Genomic DNA, 17836 nt, shown 5'->3' on the forward strand with positions numbered 1-17836 from the left:
TATTATGAAACACCTAATCTATTTATTTTCAGCACTACTCCTAACAGGTTTTACTGTAAATGCAGACAATATTAGCACCGAAAACGCTTTAGAAACCAATACTTCAACTTCTTATAGAGGTTATGGTAAATCTTTTATCTTTAACGAGCAAGGTATAGAATTTTCTATTTATGCAGATGGACAGTTTGATTTTTACATGCCTAATTATGGTCCTAAAGTAAATGTAACAGTTGGATCTCCAAATGTTAATATTAGTTTTAACTCTGGTTATAATTATGATGCATATGTACAATATGACGAATTTGGAGCTATTATTCAAATTGAAAACACTCCAATTTATTACGATTACTACGGAAGAATAAGCCAAGCTGGCGATATACATATAAACTACAATAGCAGAGGTTATATTGAAAGAGTTGGTGGATTATATGTACACTATAACAGATATAATACTTTCGACCATTATACTGGATATATAAATGTTTACAACAGAGCTTATGTATACAGACCATGGCACAGATATTATGCTGCGCCTAGTATTAATTACTGTGTGGTATTTAATACACCTTACAGACAGCACTACACTCCTATTCGTTATAGCTATAATAGACCTTATGTAAATAATTATAGACGTACTACTGCCGTTGGAAGCAGAAGAGGTAACACAATAACAAGAAATAGAAGTTATGCTTCTAGAACAGAAGGTAGAACGCGTGTAACTTCTACACCTAGAACTCAAACACGTAACAATGTTACTAATTCTACACCTAGAACTAGAGGTAATAATACAGCTACTCCAAGAACACAAACGCGTAGCAACTCTGTAAGCTCTAAGCCAAGAACTAGAGTAAGCACAACAACGAGACCAAGAGCACAAACTCGCAGTAATACAACAACTACTTCTAAACCAAGAACTAGAACTGTTAGTAGTGCTCCAAGAACACAACAAAGAGTAGCCTCTACAAGTAGAAGTGCAACATCTAGAACATCTAGACTTTCATCAAGTACAAATCGCTCTTCATCTTCTAGAAGTAAAACTATTCGTAGATAATAATAAAAAGTATTTTATGCCATAGTCCTGCTACCTTGTTTTCCAAAGCAAGTAGCAGGATTTTTTATTTACTAGCTTTTAATAGCTTATTAAGAATAGTAGAAATGTCTTCGGAAAGCTTAAAACGATACACAACAATTCCATATATAGAAGTAACTATAGCCGATTTCACTACAATGTTTATTATAGGATGAAAACTAAATTCCCAAAAGTAAAATGAAACTGATAGTATAAATATTAGCATTAATGAATACAATGTATTTATAGAAAAAGGATGTATTTTAAACTTCTTATTTACATACCATAATTTTAAACTCCCGTATAAAATCATAGCCAAAAAAGTAGCTATTGCTGCTCCGTTGATATTGTAAATTGGAATTAGTATGTAATTTAAAATAACAGCTACTACAATAATTAAAATACCAAAAAATAGAATAATTCTATAATAGTCCGAATTAAAAATAATAGAATTATTAATACCTAAAAGACTATCTGTTAGTTTTACAACAGCAATTATTAAAACCACGTACAAAGCTTGACTGTACTCCGGCTTTAACAATGCATACAACTGATTGATATTTATAACAATTAAAACAAATATAAGACCGCTAACAATAATAAGGTTTAAAGACGATTTTTTGTATAAACCTTCAAGCGAAACCTTATCCTTTTCGTTTAAATACTTAGCCGTTAAAGGATAGGTTATTTGATGCATTGCTCTTGCTGGTACCGCTATTACAATAGCAACAAATACAGCTACATTATAATACGCTATATTTTCTATTACAATAAGTTTACCTAACATAAATTTATCTAAATCGAGCATAAGCATGGCTACAGATCCAGCAATAATGATTAGAAAACTATATTTTAAGACAGAAGAAACTTCAAAATTAAACTTAAAGTCTAGTTTTGGAAATCTTATACTAAAAGCATAAAGTTTCATAATCACCATTCTTACTACATATACTATTGCAATTGCAATAATAAATTGATCTACAGTAAGCAGTTTATAATGTAAAGCTAATAGTAAAAATAAAATGCAAACACGATGAAATATTTCTTTCATTATGTTACCAAAAGCACTTTTAAAATGAATTTTACTCCATGCAAAAAACACCTCAAAATAGGCCATTGCAACGGCTATAACATAAATTAAATACGTATAATTTTTAATGATTGCATTCTCTGAAGCTAACCAATTACTTATAGACTCGTATCCCAAAACACCAATAAAACCAATGGGTACAATTGCTAGTAAAGGTAAAAAAAGCATTAACGTTAAAAAGCTATTTTGTTGCTTTTTGGTTTTATAAGAAGAATAAAATTTAACCAATGTATTACTAACACCAAACATAAAAAAAGGCATCATTACATTAGCTGTAGAAAGTAAGTAGCCTACTAAACCATAATATTCAGGAGTTAAAAACTGAGTGTATAAAAACAAAGTATTTACAGCTCCTATTACAAAACCTAAATAAGTTGTAATAGTATTTTGAATAGACTGCTTTATTACAATTCCCATGTATTTTTAAAATTCGAAATTATTTAAAATTAGTCTTTAAAAATAACTTTAGATAATTTCTCGGTTAAAGACTCTCTACTATACTGTTTTAATCCTACCGAATTTACTTTTAATTCTCCAGCACTAAAGGCATCAAAATGATTAAGAATTTTTAATTTTAAATCTTCTAAAGCATTATAATAAAAATAATCTCCAGTGTTTGTTTGTTTAATAATTTTTTCAACATCAGAATCAGTTGGGCCTATTGCTATTATTGGTCTATTTGATACCATATACTCAAATAATTTTCCTGGAATAATTGCCTTTGTATCTTCAGAGTCGATTTCAATTAATAAAAGAATTTGAGACTTTTTTTGATAAATAACAGACTCACCATGCGATACGTAGCCTATATTATTAACATAGCTGGTTAAGTTATAATTTTTAATATTCTCTAAAATTTCTTCACTAACTAATCCTACTAAATTAAGTTTAAAATACTTTGAAAAGTCTTGATTCTCATTCACCAATTCTTTTAAAGCTTGCCATAAAATTTCTGGATTTCGTTTAGATAAAAACGATCCAATATGAGCTAAAGTAAATTCCGAATCTAGTGTTACAACACTATTTTTGGTAACATCATAACCATTAGTTATAACTTCTATTGGTTTATTAGTTAATGCTTTAAACTCTGTTTCAGTAACCGCGCTGGTTACTATAATAGTATCTGCAGTATTAAGTACTTTACTTTCTAGTTTTTTGTGTTTATTTTTAGACGCTTGTGTGAGTTTTAGTTGCTTGTGGTAGCCAATAGTTGTCCAAGGATCTCTAAAATCGGCAATCCAATTAACACCTAATTGCTGTTTTAATTTTAAACCAATAATATGTAAACTGTGTGGTGGACCTGTTGTAATAATAGTATCTATACCAAAGTCTTGAATATAAGTAGACAGATAACTTACCGATGGTTTTATCCAGTTTTTTCTAGCATCTGGAATAAAAAAATTACCGCGCACAAAAAGCATTGCTTTTTGCACAAAACTCTGCTTCTTTTGTTCTGGAATAATACCTTTACTAATGGTTTTAGACTCTTTAGAAAAGAAACCTGCTAGTTTATAAGGTTCGTTAATTGGCTGTTTAAGTATTGTTATTCCGTCTGGAACTTCGTCTAACAAACTTTCGTCTGTTTGCGGATAAATAGGGTTAGACGGACAATAAACTATAGGTTCTACTCCAAATTGAGGTAAATATTTTACAAATTTTAACCAACGCTGTACTCCTGGTCCTCCTGCTGGTGGCCAATAGTATGTAATGATTAAAACTTTTTTTTATTCATTTTTCCTTTTAAACTCAAAAACCAATCCTCCTAAAACTATAAGTGCTAATAAAACAGAACTTGCTAAAGCAATAGTACCTCCTGTTTTAACAACTTGTGGTTCAAACTTAAACTCAACAACATGTTTTCCTTTAGGTATTTCCATTCCTCTTAAAAGGTAGTTTACACGATTGTGATTTGTTATTTCATTATCTACATAAGCATTCCAACCTTTAGCATAGTACATTTCTGAAAATACTGCATAACCTTTATTTAAGTTATTAGACTCGTATTTAATGTAATTAGGTTGGTATTCTAATACTTTAATTGAAGCTAGCGAATCTACAATATGATTAAATTCTGTTATAGCTCTATTAGGTGCTGTTTGCGAAACGGTCTTATAAGTTTCAATAGCACTTCTATCTACAACAGCTTCCGTTTTAGTATTCAAATCTAATAAAGAAAGCATTTCTTCATCTGCCGAATTAACTTGTTTTATTTTTTCAACAAACCAAGCATTGCCATTGGCATCAGTATTTAAATATGGATAAGGCTGTTTAATTTCATCTTCACTAATAATATACTTAACATTAAACATGTTAAGCATTTCAGGATGTCTTGTAAATGGAAAGAAATCTGAAATCTCATCAAAACGCTTCAGCTTTGCTGCATGATAACCATTTATAGTATTATGAAAATATGGTGCAGAAGTTGCGCCTGAAGCCATACTTTCAACTTTTTGAGAAATGGCTCTTCCTGCTCCAGAACTAACATCGTAAACTCTAAAATCACCAGGCTCACTCAATATCTTCTTATCTGCATTATTTGCTTTAAAAGGACTTTGCACTTCTCTACTCGATACAAAATTTTCGGTATTTACATAACGTCTATCTACTCCAACCAAATCGAAAAGAATTAACACTGCAAAAACAATAATAACTTTTCCTTCAGAAAGCTTTTGTTTTAAAAACATATAAATAGCTCCTGCCGAAAGTAATACCAATAATAAGGTACGTAACGTATCTTTTGTGAAAATAGATTTTCTATCTGCAACAATTGCATCTACAAATGGTTGTCCACCACCTTGAGACCAACCTGCATCTCTTATACCTTCAAAATCTAAAACAATTCCTGCATATCTTAATAATAAGAACAACAAACATAATCCTGCTGTTATTATTGCTGAAAACTTTAAGGCTTTCAATTTATCTTCATCTTTTTCGTAATCGTTAAACAACTTAACCAAACCAAAAATTGCTAAAACAGGAATACAAAGTTCTAAAAGAACTTGTATTGAAGTTACTGCTCTAAACTTATCGTAAAATGGAACAAAATCTATAAAGAAATCGGTTAAAAAACCTAGATTTTTACCATAAGACAATAATAATGCTAGTATTGATCCGGAAACCAACCACCATTTTAGTCTGCCTTTTACTAAAAATAAGGCGAAAACAAAAAGGAATAATATTACGGCTCCAACATAAGCTGGTGCTTCAACTATTGGCTGATCTCCCCAATAAGTAGGAACAGATTTAGCTGCATCTGCTGCTTCTAATGGTGGTACACCTTGACTTCTATAAAACTCATAAAAAGCAGATTCTTTACCTAAATCTTCTCCCATTCCTCCACCTAAAAATCTAGGAATAAAAAGATTAAAAGTTTCCAAATAGCCATAACTGTACTCGGTAATTTTTTCTTTTGCTAAACCAGAACTAATATCTTTTTTAGGAGAACCATCAGGGTTTATAGTTAACTCTGTTTTACTACGTGTACTTTCTTTAGCATACTCTTGCGTTGCCATAATATTGGCTGCATTTAATCCAATAGCTAGTATTACTGCAGCTAGTAAAATACCAACAGATTTAAAGAAATGTGGTAGTACTTTTTTGTTATAAGCATCAATTAAATATACAATGCCAAGAACAATAACAAGTAGCATTAAATAATAGGTCATTTGGAAATGATTGGCAACCAATTCTAATCCCATAGCAATGGCAGTAACAATAAAACCTAGTATATATTTCTTCCTAAAAGTTAGTACAATACCGCTTAAAACTAAAGGCATATAGGCAATTGCATGCGCTTTACTGTTGTGGCCTACTCCAAGAATAATTATTAAATAAGTAGAAAAACCAAAGGCTAATGCACCAAGTGCCGCTAGCTTAAAATTAACTTTCAAGCATAATAATAGGATATAAAAACCAACAAAATAAAGAAAAAGATAATCTGCTGGACGAGGTAAAAAACGTAGTCCTAAATCTAAACTTTTAATGTAAGTATGTGGATATCTGGCTCCTAATTGGTAAGTTGGCATACCTCCAAAAGCACTATTGGTCCAATAAGCTTCTTCACCAGTATTTGCTTTAAAATCGCGTTGCTGTTTAGCCATACCGTTGTATTGCAAAATATCACTTTGTAATATTTGCTTTCCTTGTAAAACAGGACTAAAATAGGCTAAAGACAGTATAATAAAACCTACAAACACAAGTAAATGCGGTAAGACTTTTTTTAAAGTTGATTGCATAAATAATAGAATAATTCTTAAAACCGAAAATTAATCAATTTCCTCGTAATCTACATATTCACCAACCGTTTTGTTTGAAGTTTTATTGTCAGGCATTTTATCTATAGTAATTTCGCCTTCTTTTTGCTTTGGTTGCTGCTGGTTTTGGTTATTAAAATCACGAAATTGGCCACCAAAACGTTCAGCTGCTTTTTTTGTAAAATACTTTAATATAAAAGGACCAAAAAATCTAGATAAGATTTTGAATCCGTAATAAAATAACAATATTATAAGTATGGTCTTTATTAATCCCATAGAAAAATCAAAAATATTAAATGTTCTAATACAAAAATACAACTCTTGTTGAGTAATTTCAGATTTATTTACTTAAAAAATATATAAAATCTCTATATTTGAAGCTAAACCTAGAACTTATGTTTTTAAATAAAACCTATTTAACTATAGTACTGTGTATTGCTGGTTTAACAGCACATGCACAATATACAGAAGTTATTAATTCTAATCGTCCTGGAGTGTCTAGGTCTGCTTTTTCTGTTGGAACAAATGTAGCTCAACTTGAAGTTGGTCCATATACTGTAAAGGAAGAACACACTCCTTTAAAATACGATGTATCAGGTTTTGGAGTTGACTTTGCTGCACGTTATGGCCTACTTTTACCACAATTAGAAATTAATATAGAAGGTATTTACCAAAATGATACACAAACAGATTATCGTTCTACTATTCCTACAGATTTAAAGCGTTCAAACTTTAAAAATCTAACACTTGGTGCTAAATACCTAGTTTACGATCCTTATAAACATGCTGTTGAAGAAAAACCAAATATTTTTAGTTACCATGCAAACAAACGTTTTAAATGGAGTAGCTTAATTCCTGCTGTTGCAGTTTATGTTGGTGCAAATTTTGATTCAGCAGACAATCCATACACTGCTCCTGGAGTAGAAGGTTTTAGCCCTAAAGTAATGGTTGCCACACAAAATAATTTTGCTAGTGGTTGGGTATTGGTAATGAATTTATCTAAAGATAGAATTGGAACCGATTATTCAGATTTTCAATACATTTTTACTCTAACTAAAGCTGTTAGTGAACAATGGGTTTTATTTGGTGAAACCCAAGGAATCCATAGTGATTTTTATGCAGATAACCTTTTTAGATTTGGTGGTGCGTATCTTTGGGGAAAAGATTTTCAGTTAGATACCGCTGTAACATTTAATACTAAAGATACACCTTCAGTTTTCGGATTAAATCTAGGTGTTTCTTACCGTTTAGATTTTCATAAAGATCCAGGAATAGATAATGGAACTTCTGCTGAAGAAGAAGCTGAGCGAAAAGCTAATAAAAAACGTAAGAAGAAAAATAAAAAGAAAGGTGACGATGCTTCTCCTGATAGCGATAACAAACGTAAAAAAGAAACTCAGGATATTGATTTTGATGATGAGTAATGCCTATGATTACAACTAAACTAGTAACTACAAAAAAGGATTTAAAGACCTTTGTTAAATTCCCGTTTTCGCTATATAAGGATTCTAAATATTGGGTTCCTCCTATTATTAGTCAAGAAATGGAGACTTTTAATAAAGACAAAAATCCCATTTTTAATGATGCCGAAACTACATTAATTCTTGCCTATAAAGACGATAAGCTTGTTGGTCGGGTAGCAGCAATTATTAATTGGCTTGAAGTAAAAAAACAAAAGCATCTTAAAATGCGTTTTGGTTGGTTTGATTTTATTGATGATTTAGAAGTTTCTAAAGCATTATTAGTCGAAGTAACTAAAATTGGAAAGCAACATAATCTTGAATATACCGAAGGTCCTGTAGGTTTTTCCAACTTAGATAAAGTGGGAGTAATGACCGAAGGTTTCGACCAGATTAGTAATATGATAACATGGTATAACCATGAGTATTATGTGAAGCATTATGTAGCACATGGTTTTACAGTAGAAAAAAGTTATTCTGAAAGTAGCTTTCCTTTTGTAAACGTAAAGCCAGAAAACTTTAAAAAAGCTCAAGAACTTATAAAAAGACGTTACAAATTAACAGCATTACAACTCACAAAAACATCTGAAGTGATGCCTTACGTCGATAAGATGTTCGATTTGTTTAATGCATCTTATGAAAGTTTATCTTCTTTTGTTGAAATAACAGACATACAAAAAGCGTATTTTAAAAAGAAATTTATCTCGTTTGTAAATCCTGAGTATATAAAGTTTGTTGTAGATGAAAATGATGATATGGTAGCTTTTGCTATTGTAATGCCTAGGTTTGCTTCTGCTTTACAAGAAATGAATGGTAAACTATTTCCTTTTGGTTTTGCTAAATTATTAAAAGCTAAGAAACATAGTAAAGATGTGGTTTTCTACTTAATTGGTGTGCATCCAGAATATCAAAACAAAGGTATTCATGCAGTGATATTTAATGAGTATTATGAAACTTTTAGACAAAAAGGAATCATTAATTGCTACAGAACTCCAGAGTTAGAAGATAATGAAGCTATCCATAAAATTTGGAAGCATATTGAAACTACAGTTGTAAAACGTAGAAAAACGTATAGAAAAAATATAGAATAATCTTTAAAAGAAGATAAACAAAAAATCCGATTCTAATGAATCGGATTTTTTTTGCTACAACCATTATTAGTATTATTCTTTTAAAATTTTAATTGTTTTTGTTTGCCTTCCGGATTCTATTTTAGCAAAATAAACTCCGTTAGCAAATGAAGACAAATCTAGAGTTGTTTGCATTGCATTCATCTTTTTAGAGCTCACTACTTTTCCTAAAATATCTGTAATTTCAATTGTTTCAATTTTTGAAGTGTTCGAAATAAACAATGTGTTTTTTACAGGATTTGGATAATAGTTAAAATCTGAAAAAGTAAAATCGTCTACACTTAATAATGTTTCCACAAACTCAGTACTACAAACATCTGTTATTATAGCCGGATTGAAATCGAAATATATTTCTGCTTCGTTTGGTATAATATCTCCAAGCATGTATCCTGTTTTTGGCTTGATTTTAAAAGTAAAATAACCATGTCCAATATCAGTATCTTCTTCAGATGGAGGCAAATTGATTCCATAGAAATTCCAAACTAGATGATTGTTAACTCTCTCTAGAGCATAATTTGCACTAGCATCAATCATTCTTAGTGTCGTTTCATCTAATTTATCGTCAAGAAAATCTTCTACTCTAACATTAATAGCATTAGCTGTTCCTGTATTTTCAAATTGAATGGTATAGGTTAAAAAATCGTCATCTGTAAAAGTAGAATGTACAATTTGTCCATCATGCTTTTCAGTTTTCACGTTTGGATCGTAAGCACCAATTATAGTTTGTGTTAAACTAGAGTTGTTATTAAGTGGTAAAATATCTCCAGCCGGTATATTTATTGAAGCTGAATTATTTACTAAATCCCCTAAAGCAACTGTTGGTATTGTTGGCACATACATTTTTATCCAAATAGATCTTGTTTGATATGGCTCCAAATTTGTAAAAGCATAAGTAAGTCCTGTACTAGTAATCACAGCGCCATTTGGGGCTTCTGTAATAGATAAAGCACTATCTAAAACAAAACCTACAGAACCTGAAGCTACAGTTTGATTAGAGTTATTAGTATACGTAATATAATTTCTATAACTAAAACCTGGTCTTGGAGGAGCATTGTAATTATTTAAACTCACCGATAAATCTTTATAAGGTGTTACTGTAACTGGAAAATTATATGTTGTAATACCAGAACCTGAAGCCACAGTTACACCTGAATAATTAACTGTACATACATTATTTACAGCATACTCACTATCAACAACATAGTTTAAATTATAGCTAGTTGTAGGATTAGATTCATATAAATAAAATGGAGTTGTAAGGAGGTTATTAATAACGCCATCATTATTAATTTCATATTCAAAATGACCTAAAGGAAAATCTATTTCAGCATTATCTTGAATACCATTTGCATTAGTATCTACAAAAGCATTAAATTCTATGCCATCTGAAAAAGATAAATTTAATGGAGTATCAAGTTCAGCTAAACCATCAACTTGATATCCATAATACATTCCTGTAAAAAAATGTTCTATTAATTCTCCTGTAAAATAACCGGAATTAATATTTTCTTGAGTAATAATGTGTGTTGCAGAAAAAGTTGTGCTGTCTGTTTGATTAGGGTTTAATGTAACTAATGGTCCGCCAATGACGTTTAAATTAGAAAAATTACTAATAGATTCCACATTTGTTAGTACTGCATTACCATTGTTTGTAACACTAAATTGATAAGTTATAATATCTCCAACACTAGTAAAACCATCTCCATTATAATCTGAATATGTTGGTGTATACCTTACTTCCAATGGTGAAATGAAATACAATGTAATAGTTGCTGTATCGCAAATACTAAGATTTGAATTTTCACATATAGTATACTCTAGATTATAATAACCTGAAAGCGTGTTGGGTATTGTTAAAACTCCAGATGCGTCAAGTGTGACTCCAATAGTATTAGCTTCTAAAGTAATAGTAACATCTGATGCATTTAATGCTAAACCATGTAAAGTATCATTAGTTAGTACTTGAAAACTACCACCAACTTCCATTACAGGATAAAAAGTATCATGATGTGCATTCACATTATAATCATCTAAAATTGTAAACACTAATGATTCGCTTGTATTAAATGTATTTCCAGAAGTTGTTGTAGCGTTAATAACAAATGTTTCATCTGTTTCTTGCAATTGATCTAAAACCGTCGGCACAATTAAATTAGTTGCATTATAGTATGTTTGACCTGCAGGAATAACTATCGTTGTATTTAAAGCTGAATAATCTAAAGATCCAGCTGTTCCAGCTGTTGTTAAAAGTTGGATTGATGTATCGGTTGCACTTACATGAGTTAACCAGACACTAAATCTTGCATCTTCTCCTTCATTTATTTCTCCTTGAAAATTTGAGCTATAAGAAATCCTGAAATCTGGTAAACCGTCATTATCTACAATTGTAGCTGTTGCAGAAGCCGAGGCATTGGTTGTATTACCAGAAGTAACTACACCTGTTAATGTGAATGTTTCTTGCGGTTCATCAAGGTTATCATCTATGGTAGGTACTGTAATAGTTTTAGAGATATTTCCTGCGGAAATTGTTTCTACTATTGTTGTTGTATTATAATCACTTGTTCCTGCTGTACCATTACTTGTTGTAAACTGTATTGTTACATCTGCATTAAAAACTCTATCTAACCTGCCAGAAAACACAACGTTTTGCCCTTCTGTTCTATCGTATGGTGTCCCTATACTTAACATTGGTGTAGTATCATTATCCCTAATGGTTGCAGTAGTTACAACAGTCGCGTTATTAGTGTTTCCAGAAGTAATTGAGCCTGTAATAATAAAGGTCTCATCTGTCTCAACAACTGTATCATCTATAGAGAAAAAAGATTGAGATTTACTTGTTTCACCTGCTACAAATGTTACTGTAGTGTTTACAGTATTATAATCAGAATTATCCGCAGATCCATTACTTGTTGCTATATTTAGTATAATATCTGAACTGTAAGGATTTGATAAGCCATAGTTTATAAATCTCGAGTTTCCTTCTGTTATACTTGTATTAGAAGATGCAGAAACTGTTGGTGGTGTATCGTTATCTATAATTTGAATATATCGATTTGTGGATGTATTTGTAGTATTTCCAGAAGTAATATCTGCCTGAATTCTAAAATTCTCATTAGGTTCAATTATAGCATCATTATTTGTTATTAGATTTAATGGTGTGCTTAAAGACAATTGCCCAGCTGGAATTGTAACCGTTGTAGTAATTGGCGTATAGTCTGTAGCATCTGCTGTTCCTGATGCAATAGATACATCAACGACAATAGGAGTTGAACTAACACTATATAAGTTAATATTAAACGAATAGGTATCTCCTTCTATTACACTGTAACTATTTGCTGTTCCAGATATATAAACTGTAGATTGCGCCTGTAATACACTACATAAAAATAGAAAGGCAAAAGTAAAAAAGCACTGAATTTTGAAGTAGTTGGTCATAGTTTTCGTTTTTAAAAGTTTACGATTTTATTGATAATCAAATATAACAGAAACTTTTAGTGAAAAACCTTTAAATTAGAATTCGAGCAGTTTCACTTAGAATTTGATTTTGATAAGCTATTACTTAATAGATGTAAAAAAACACGAAAGGTTGCGTAGTAAATTATTTTTAATTTAAAAAATTTGAATTTAAAACTGATATATTCTGTTTTCTTTAACAAAAAAAATCCAATTCTTTCGAATTGGATTTTTATATAATAAATTGAAAAGAAATTATTCTCCCATTGCTTTTATTAAAGCAGCAGACATTCTTTTATAAGTTCCATTTTCTAAACGTGTTCTAATAGCATCGAAAGCATCTAATGTTTCATTTACATCTTGGATGGTATGTGTTGCTGTAGGAATCATACGTAATAATATTAATCCTTTTGGTATTACTGGATATACTACAATAGAACAGAATATACCGTAATTCTCACGTAAATCTCTAACTAAAGCCATTGCTTCAGGAATACTACCTTTTAAATAAACTGGTGTAACACAACTTTGTGTTGTACCAATATCGAATCCTCTTTCTTTTAACCCAGATTGTAATGCGTTAACAATTTTCCATAAGTTTTCTTTTAACTCAGGCATTGTACGTAACATATCTAAACGCTTTAAAGCACCTACGACCAATTGCATTTGCAAAGATTTTGCAAACATTTGAGAACGTAAGTTATACTTTAAATAGTCTATAATTTCTTTATCTGCAGCAATAAATGCTCCAGTACTAGCCATAGATTTTGCAAAAGTTGCAAAGTAAACATCTATATCATCTTGTACACCTTGCTCTTCTCCTGCTCCAGCACCTGTTTTACCAAGTGTACCAAAACCGTGAGCATCATCTACAAAAAATCTAAAATTATATTTTTTCTTAAGAGCAACAATTTCTTTTAAACGTCCTTGTTCTCCACGCATACCAAAAACACCTTCAGAAATCACTAAAATCCCTCCTCCAGTTGTCTCTGCCATTTTTGTAGCACGCTCTAAGTTTTTTTCTAAACTTTCAATATCGTTGTGCTTATATGTAAAACGTTTACCGTGATGTAATCTTACACCATCAATAATACATGCATGTGCATCTACATCGTAAACAATAACATCATCTTTAGCAACTAAAGCATCTACAGTAGATACCATACCTTGATAACCAAAGTTTAAAAGGTAAGCTGCTTCCTTATTAACAAAGGCAGCCAATTCATTTTGAAGTTGTTCGTGTAACTCAGTGTGACCAGACATCATTCTAGCTCCCATTGGGTAAGCCGATCCATATGCAGCTCCTGCTTCAGCATCAACCTTACGTACTTCTGGATGATTTGCTAAACCCAAGTAATCGTTAATACTCCAAGTGATAACATCTTTTCCTTGAAATTTCATTCGGTTAGAAATTTGTCCTTCCAACTTTGGAAACACAAAATAACCTTCAGCCTGTTCTGCCCATTTACCTAATGGCCCTTTATCCTTATATATTTTCGCAAATAAATCTTTCATCTGTACTTAATTAGTTTAGAGAATGCAAAATTAAGCAATTCTCTCTTTTTTGCATAACATTTTTACATTCTATTATTAACATAAAAAAAGCTGATTTCTTTTTACAGTTATCAGCTTTATTATTTATAATAGTTTCTTATTTTATATATTGTATACTTTCTGCGGCTTCAAGGTTTTTACTATCAAAAAAACCTTGTTCATTCATCCATTTATCACTATAAATTTTACTCATGTATCGAGATCCATGATCTGGAAAAATTACAACTATATTATCTGATTCTTTAAACTCACCAGAAGCACTTAATTGTTTTATAGCTTGCATTGCTGCACCAGAAGTATAACCTACAAAAAGACCTTCGGTTTTTGCTATTTCTCTTGCTGTATGAGCACTCTCTTCATCTGTAACCTTTACAAACTCATCAATAGTATCAAAATCTGTTGCAGTAGGAATTAAATTTTTACCTAAACCTTCTATACGATAAGGATAAATTTCTTTATCATCGAACTCTCTAGTCTCATGGTATTTTTTTAGTACAGAACCAAAAGCATCAACACCAATAATTTTAATATTAGGGTTTTGTTCTTTTAAATACTTTGCTGTACCAGAAATTGTTCCTCCTGTACCACTACAAGCTACTAAATGTGTTATTTTACCATTGGTTTGATTCCAGATTTCTGGACCAGTAGAGGCATAATGTGCATCTATATTTAATTGATTGAAATATTGGTTTATATAAACCGAACCTTTCATTTCGTCATGTAAACGTTTTGCTACTTGGTAGTAAGACCTTGGATCGTCTGCGCTAACATTTGCTGGGCAAACATAAACTTTGGCTCCCATATTCTTTAGCATATCTATTTTATCTGCCGAAGATTTAGAACTTACTGCAAGAATACAATCATATCCTTTAATAACGCTTACCATTGCAATACTAAATCCTGTGTTACCAGAAGTAGTTTCAATAATAGTGTCACCAGGCTTTAGTATACCTTGCTTCTCTGCTTGTTCAATAATGTATAGTGCTATTCTATCTTTTGAAGAATGTCCGGGATTAAAAGCTTCAACTTTAGCCAAAAAGTTACCTTTAAACTCTGAAGTCATTTTTTTTAGTTTTATCATTGGTGTATTGCCAATTAAGTCCAATACATTGTCAAAAACCTGTTTCTCGTGTGTCATAAACAATATTTGATCAGTTACTTATAGTTAGAAATGTAACTTAAAACCTTGCAAAAATAAGCTTTTTTTTTTAACAGTCAACTCCCTCTAAATCAAGTAAAAACGCATATTCCAATGCTACTTCTTTTAAACTTTCAAAACGTCCAGATGCTCCACCATGTCCTGCTTCCATATCTATATGAAACAATAACTTATTAGTATCTGTCTTTAATTCTCTTAATTTTGCCACCCATTTTGCAGGCTCAAAATATTGCACTTGAGAATCATGTAAACCTGTCGTTACTAGTAGGTTTGGATAATTTTTAGGGGTAACATTATCGTAAGGTGAATATGATTTCATATAATCATAATATTTTTTATCGTTTGGGTTTCCCCATTCATCATATTCTCCTGTAGTTAATGGTATGGTATCGTCTAACATTGTAGTTACAACATCTACAAATGGTACAGCTGCAATTACTCCATTATATAATTCTGGATTTAAATTAATTATAGTTCCCATTAATAAGCCTCCGGCACTTCCTCCCATTGCATATAAATGTTCTGGAGAGGTATATTTTTCTTTAATTAAAAACTTAGAACAGTCTATAAAGTCTGTGAAAGTATTCATTTTAGTTAATAATTTTCCGTTTTCGTACCATTCTCTACCTAAGTACTCTCCTCCTCTTATGTGCGCTATTACATAAATAAAACCTCTATCTAATAAACTTAATCTAATAGTAGAAAAATAAGGATCTATTGTTGATCCATAAGAACCATATGAGTATTGTAAAACTGGATTTTTCCCGTTTAATTCTATTCCTTTTTTATAAACTAAAGATATTGGCACTTTTACACCATCTCTTGCAGTTGCCCAAAGACGCTTAGATTCGTAATTTTCTTTATTAAACTTTCCGCCTAAAACCTCTTGTTCTTTCTTTGTTATTTTAGTCTTCGTTTTTAAATTATAATCAATTATTGAGCTTGGTGTTGTTAATGAATTATATCCGTAACGTAACTCATCACTATTAAAGTCTGGGTTATTTCCTAAACTAGCTGTGTATGTTTCGTTATCGAATGGTAAGTGATAATCTTCTTCTCCATTCCAGCTTATTATTCTTATTTGATTTAGTCCGTTTTCACGTTCGTTAACAACAAGATAATCTTTAAAAATCTCAATATCTTCTAATAAAACGTCAATTCTGTGTGGCAACACATCTTTCCAATTTTCTTTCTCCGTATTGGTTTCAGACGTTTTTTGAAGCTTAAAATTAGTAGCATCATCTTTATTAGTAATAATATAGAAGCTATCCTTATAATGAGCAATAGAGTACTCTAACTCACGTTCACGCTCTTGAAATATTTTAAATTCTCCATCTGGAGTATCTGCATTTAAAATTCTATATTCTGAAGTTAATGTACTCGAAGAACCAATTACAATGTACTTTTTAGATTTTGTTTTATAAACGAAAGAGTTAAATGTATCATTAGTTTCATTAAAAACTAAAACATCTTTGTCTTCTTCTGTATATAATTTATGCTTGTATATTTTATCCGAACGCAAGGTTACTTCATCTTTCTTTGCGTAAAACAACGTTTTATTATCGTTAGCCCAAGTAGAACTTCCTGTAGTGTTTTCTATTTTATCAGAAAAAATTTCACCTGTAGTCAAATCTTTTATTTGAAGCGTATATTGCCTTCTACTTACTGTATCTACTGCAAAACTTGCCATTTTATTATCTGGACTAATAGATATTCCTCCTAATTTAAAATATGCATGTTCTTTAGCCATCTCATTACAATCGAAAATAATTTCTTCGGTTGCTTCTATACTCTCCTTTCTTCTTGTATATATAGGATAGTCTTTTCCTTTTTCAAATTTAGTTACATACCAATAACCATTCAATTTATAAGGCACAGAAGTATCATCTTCTTTAATTCTACCTTTCATTTCTTCAAAAAGATCTTTTTGAAATGATTCTGTATGTTTTAAAACTGATTTAGTATAAGTGTTTTCTGCATTAAGATGATCAATAACATTTTTATCTTCTCTATCATTCATCCAGAAATAATTATCAATACGAATATCGTTATGCTTTTCTAGAGATTTCTTTATTTTTTTTGCAACTGGTGCATTTACTGTTACTGTTCTTTCTGACATCTTTTTATTTTGTTTACAAGAAAAAACAAAAGTAAAACTTAAAGCGAAAATAAATACAAGTTTTTGATTATATATTATATTGGTTATTAACCATTCTATTTAATAAATTTGCTCTTAAATTAATACAAAAACAAATTATGTTTGGAGATTTAGCAGGAATGATGGGAAAACTTAAAGAAACCCAACAAAAGGTAGAAGAAACTAAAACAAGGTTAAACACTGTTTTAGTAGATGAACAAAGTAACGATGGATTATTAAAGGTTACTTTAACAGCAAATAGAACCATAAAAGCTATTACTATTGAAGATTCTTTATTAGAAGACAAAGAGCAGTTAGAAGATTATTTAATACTTACTTTAAATAAAGCTATTGAGAAAGCTACTCAAATTAATGAAGCAGAATTAGCAGCTGCAGCAAAGGATGGTATGCCTAATATTCCTGGAATGGATATGTTTAAATAGTTTAATCATTAAATAATACTATTAGAAAAGGCCTCACTAAATATAAATATTTAGTGAGGCCTTTTTTATTAATACCATTCTAAACTAC

The 17836-nt window shown here is 30.7% G+C and carries 12 protein-coding genes; 4 read left to right on the forward strand and 8 right to left on the reverse strand.

Translation table 11 applies throughout. The annotated features are described in order from the left end of the window. The first annotated feature begins 4 nt into the window (after positions 1–4). A complete protein-coding gene (locus tag ASC41_RS14230) occupies positions 5–1051 on the forward strand; it encodes a hypothetical protein (protein WP_055437316.1) in 1047 nt (348 codons plus the stop codon). Between the two features lie 64 nt (positions 1052–1115). On the opposite strand, the gene ASC41_RS14235 is transcribed toward ASC41_RS14230, so the two are convergent. Genes ASC41_RS14235 through ASC41_RS14250 form a run of 4 tightly spaced genes read right to left on the reverse strand, consistent with a single transcriptional unit; the run spans position 1116 to position 6688 of the window. After that, entirely contained in the window at positions 1116–2576 is a 1461-nt protein-coding gene (locus ASC41_RS14235) for a lipopolysaccharide biosynthesis protein (RefSeq protein WP_055437317.1), read from the reverse strand. Between the two features lie 29 nt (positions 2577–2605). After that, complete coding sequence (locus ASC41_RS17030) at positions 2606–3871, reverse strand: glycosyltransferase family 4 protein (protein WP_055437318.1); 1266 nt, start codon at positions 3869–3871, stop codon at positions 2606–2608. Between the two features lie 12 nt (positions 3872–3883). Continuing rightward, positions 3884–6394 carry a YfhO family protein gene (locus tag ASC41_RS14245; RefSeq protein WP_055437319.1) on the reverse strand — a complete coding sequence of 837 codons (2511 nt, stop codon included), beginning with the start codon at positions 6392–6394 and terminating at the stop codon, positions 3884–3886. A gap of 30 nt (positions 6395–6424) precedes the next feature. Beyond that, complete coding sequence (locus ASC41_RS14250) at positions 6425–6688, reverse strand: DUF4834 family protein (RefSeq protein WP_055437320.1); 264 nt, start codon at positions 6686–6688, stop codon at positions 6425–6427. A gap of 119 nt (positions 6689–6807) precedes the next feature. Between ASC41_RS14250 and ASC41_RS14255 the strand changes: the two genes are divergently transcribed. Beyond that, positions 6808–7836, forward strand: coding sequence for a transporter (locus ASC41_RS14255; protein ID WP_055437321.1), 1029 nt, complete (start codon positions 6808–6810; stop codon positions 7834–7836). A gap of 5 nt (positions 7837–7841) precedes the next feature. Beyond that, positions 7842–8963, forward strand: a complete 1122-nt coding sequence (locus tag ASC41_RS14260; protein ID WP_055437421.1) for a GNAT family N-acetyltransferase — start codon at positions 7842–7844, stop codon at positions 8961–8963. A gap of 72 nt (positions 8964–9035) precedes the next feature. Here ASC41_RS14260 and ASC41_RS14265 read toward each other — a convergent pair whose 3' ends face one another. From ASC41_RS14265 to ASC41_RS14280, 4 genes are all read right to left on the reverse strand, one after another. Beyond that, positions 9036–12437 carry a DUF7619 domain-containing protein gene (locus tag ASC41_RS14265; RefSeq protein ID WP_055437322.1) on the reverse strand — a complete coding sequence of 1134 codons (3402 nt, stop codon included), beginning with the start codon at positions 12435–12437 and terminating at the stop codon, positions 9036–9038. Positions 12438–12710: 273 nt separating this feature from the next. Then, the gene (capB, locus tag ASC41_RS14270; protein ID WP_055437323.1) at positions 12711–13970 is read right to left on the reverse strand and encodes a cysteate-C-fatty acyltransferase; all 1260 of its coding nucleotides are present in this window, start codon (positions 13968–13970) and stop codon (positions 12711–12713) included. 136 nt (positions 13971–14106) lie between these two features. Then, a complete protein-coding gene (capA, locus tag ASC41_RS14275; RefSeq protein ID WP_055437324.1) occupies positions 14107–15147 on the reverse strand; it encodes a cysteate synthase in 1041 nt (346 codons plus the stop codon). Between the two features lie 70 nt (positions 15148–15217). After that, entirely contained in the window at positions 15218–17287 is a 2070-nt protein-coding gene (locus tag ASC41_RS14280) for a S9 family peptidase (RefSeq protein ID WP_055437325.1), read from the reverse strand. A gap of 137 nt (positions 17288–17424) precedes the next feature. Between ASC41_RS14280 and ASC41_RS14285 the strand changes: the two genes are divergently transcribed. Beyond that, entirely contained in the window at positions 17425–17748 is a 324-nt protein-coding gene (locus ASC41_RS14285; RefSeq protein ID WP_055437326.1) for a YbaB/EbfC family nucleoid-associated protein, read from the forward strand. The last annotated feature ends 88 nt before the right edge of the window (positions 17749–17836 follow it).

It is taken from the genome of Lacinutrix algicola (assembly GCF_001418085.1).
Lineage (GTDB): Bacteria > Bacteroidota > Bacteroidia > Flavobacteriales > Flavobacteriaceae > Lacinutrix > Lacinutrix algicola.

What these genes read in the sequence shown, in the direction of transcription:
- ASC41_RS14230 (WP_055437316.1), top strand. Translation starts at nt 5, where the DNA reads ATGAAACACCTAATCTATTTATTTTCAGCACTACTCCTAACAGGTTTT.
- ASC41_RS14235 (WP_055437317.1), bottom strand. Translation starts at nt 2,576, where the DNA reads ATGGGAATTGTAATAAAGCAGTCTATTCAAAATACTATTACAACTTAT.
- ASC41_RS14245 (WP_055437319.1), bottom strand. Translation starts at nt 6,394, where the DNA reads ATGCAATCAACTTTAAAAAAAGTCTTACCGCATTTACTTGTGTTTGTA.
- ASC41_RS14250 (WP_055437320.1), bottom strand. Translation starts at nt 6,688, where the DNA reads ATGGGATTAATAAAGACCATACTTATAATATTGTTATTTTATTACGGA.
- ASC41_RS14255 (WP_055437321.1), top strand. Translation starts at nt 6,808, where the DNA reads ATGTTTTTAAATAAAACCTATTTAACTATAGTACTGTGTATTGCTGGT.
- ASC41_RS14260 (WP_055437421.1), top strand. Translation starts at nt 7,842, where the DNA reads ATGATTACAACTAAACTAGTAACTACAAAAAAGGATTTAAAGACCTTT.
- ASC41_RS14265 (WP_055437322.1), bottom strand. Translation starts at nt 12,437, where the DNA reads ATGACCAACTACTTCAAAATTCAGTGCTTTTTTACTTTTGCCTTTCTA.
- capB (WP_055437323.1), bottom strand. Translation starts at nt 13,970, where the DNA reads ATGAAAGATTTATTTGCGAAAATATATAAGGATAAAGGGCCATTAGGT.
- capA (WP_055437324.1), bottom strand. Translation starts at nt 15,147, where the DNA reads ATGACACACGAGAAACAGGTTTTTGACAATGTATTGGACTTAATTGGC.
- ASC41_RS14280 (WP_055437325.1), bottom strand. Translation starts at nt 17,287, where the DNA reads ATGTCAGAAAGAACAGTAACAGTAAATGCACCAGTTGCAAAAAAAATA.
- ASC41_RS14285 (WP_055437326.1), top strand. Translation starts at nt 17,425, where the DNA reads ATGTTTGGAGATTTAGCAGGAATGATGGGAAAACTTAAAGAAACCCAA.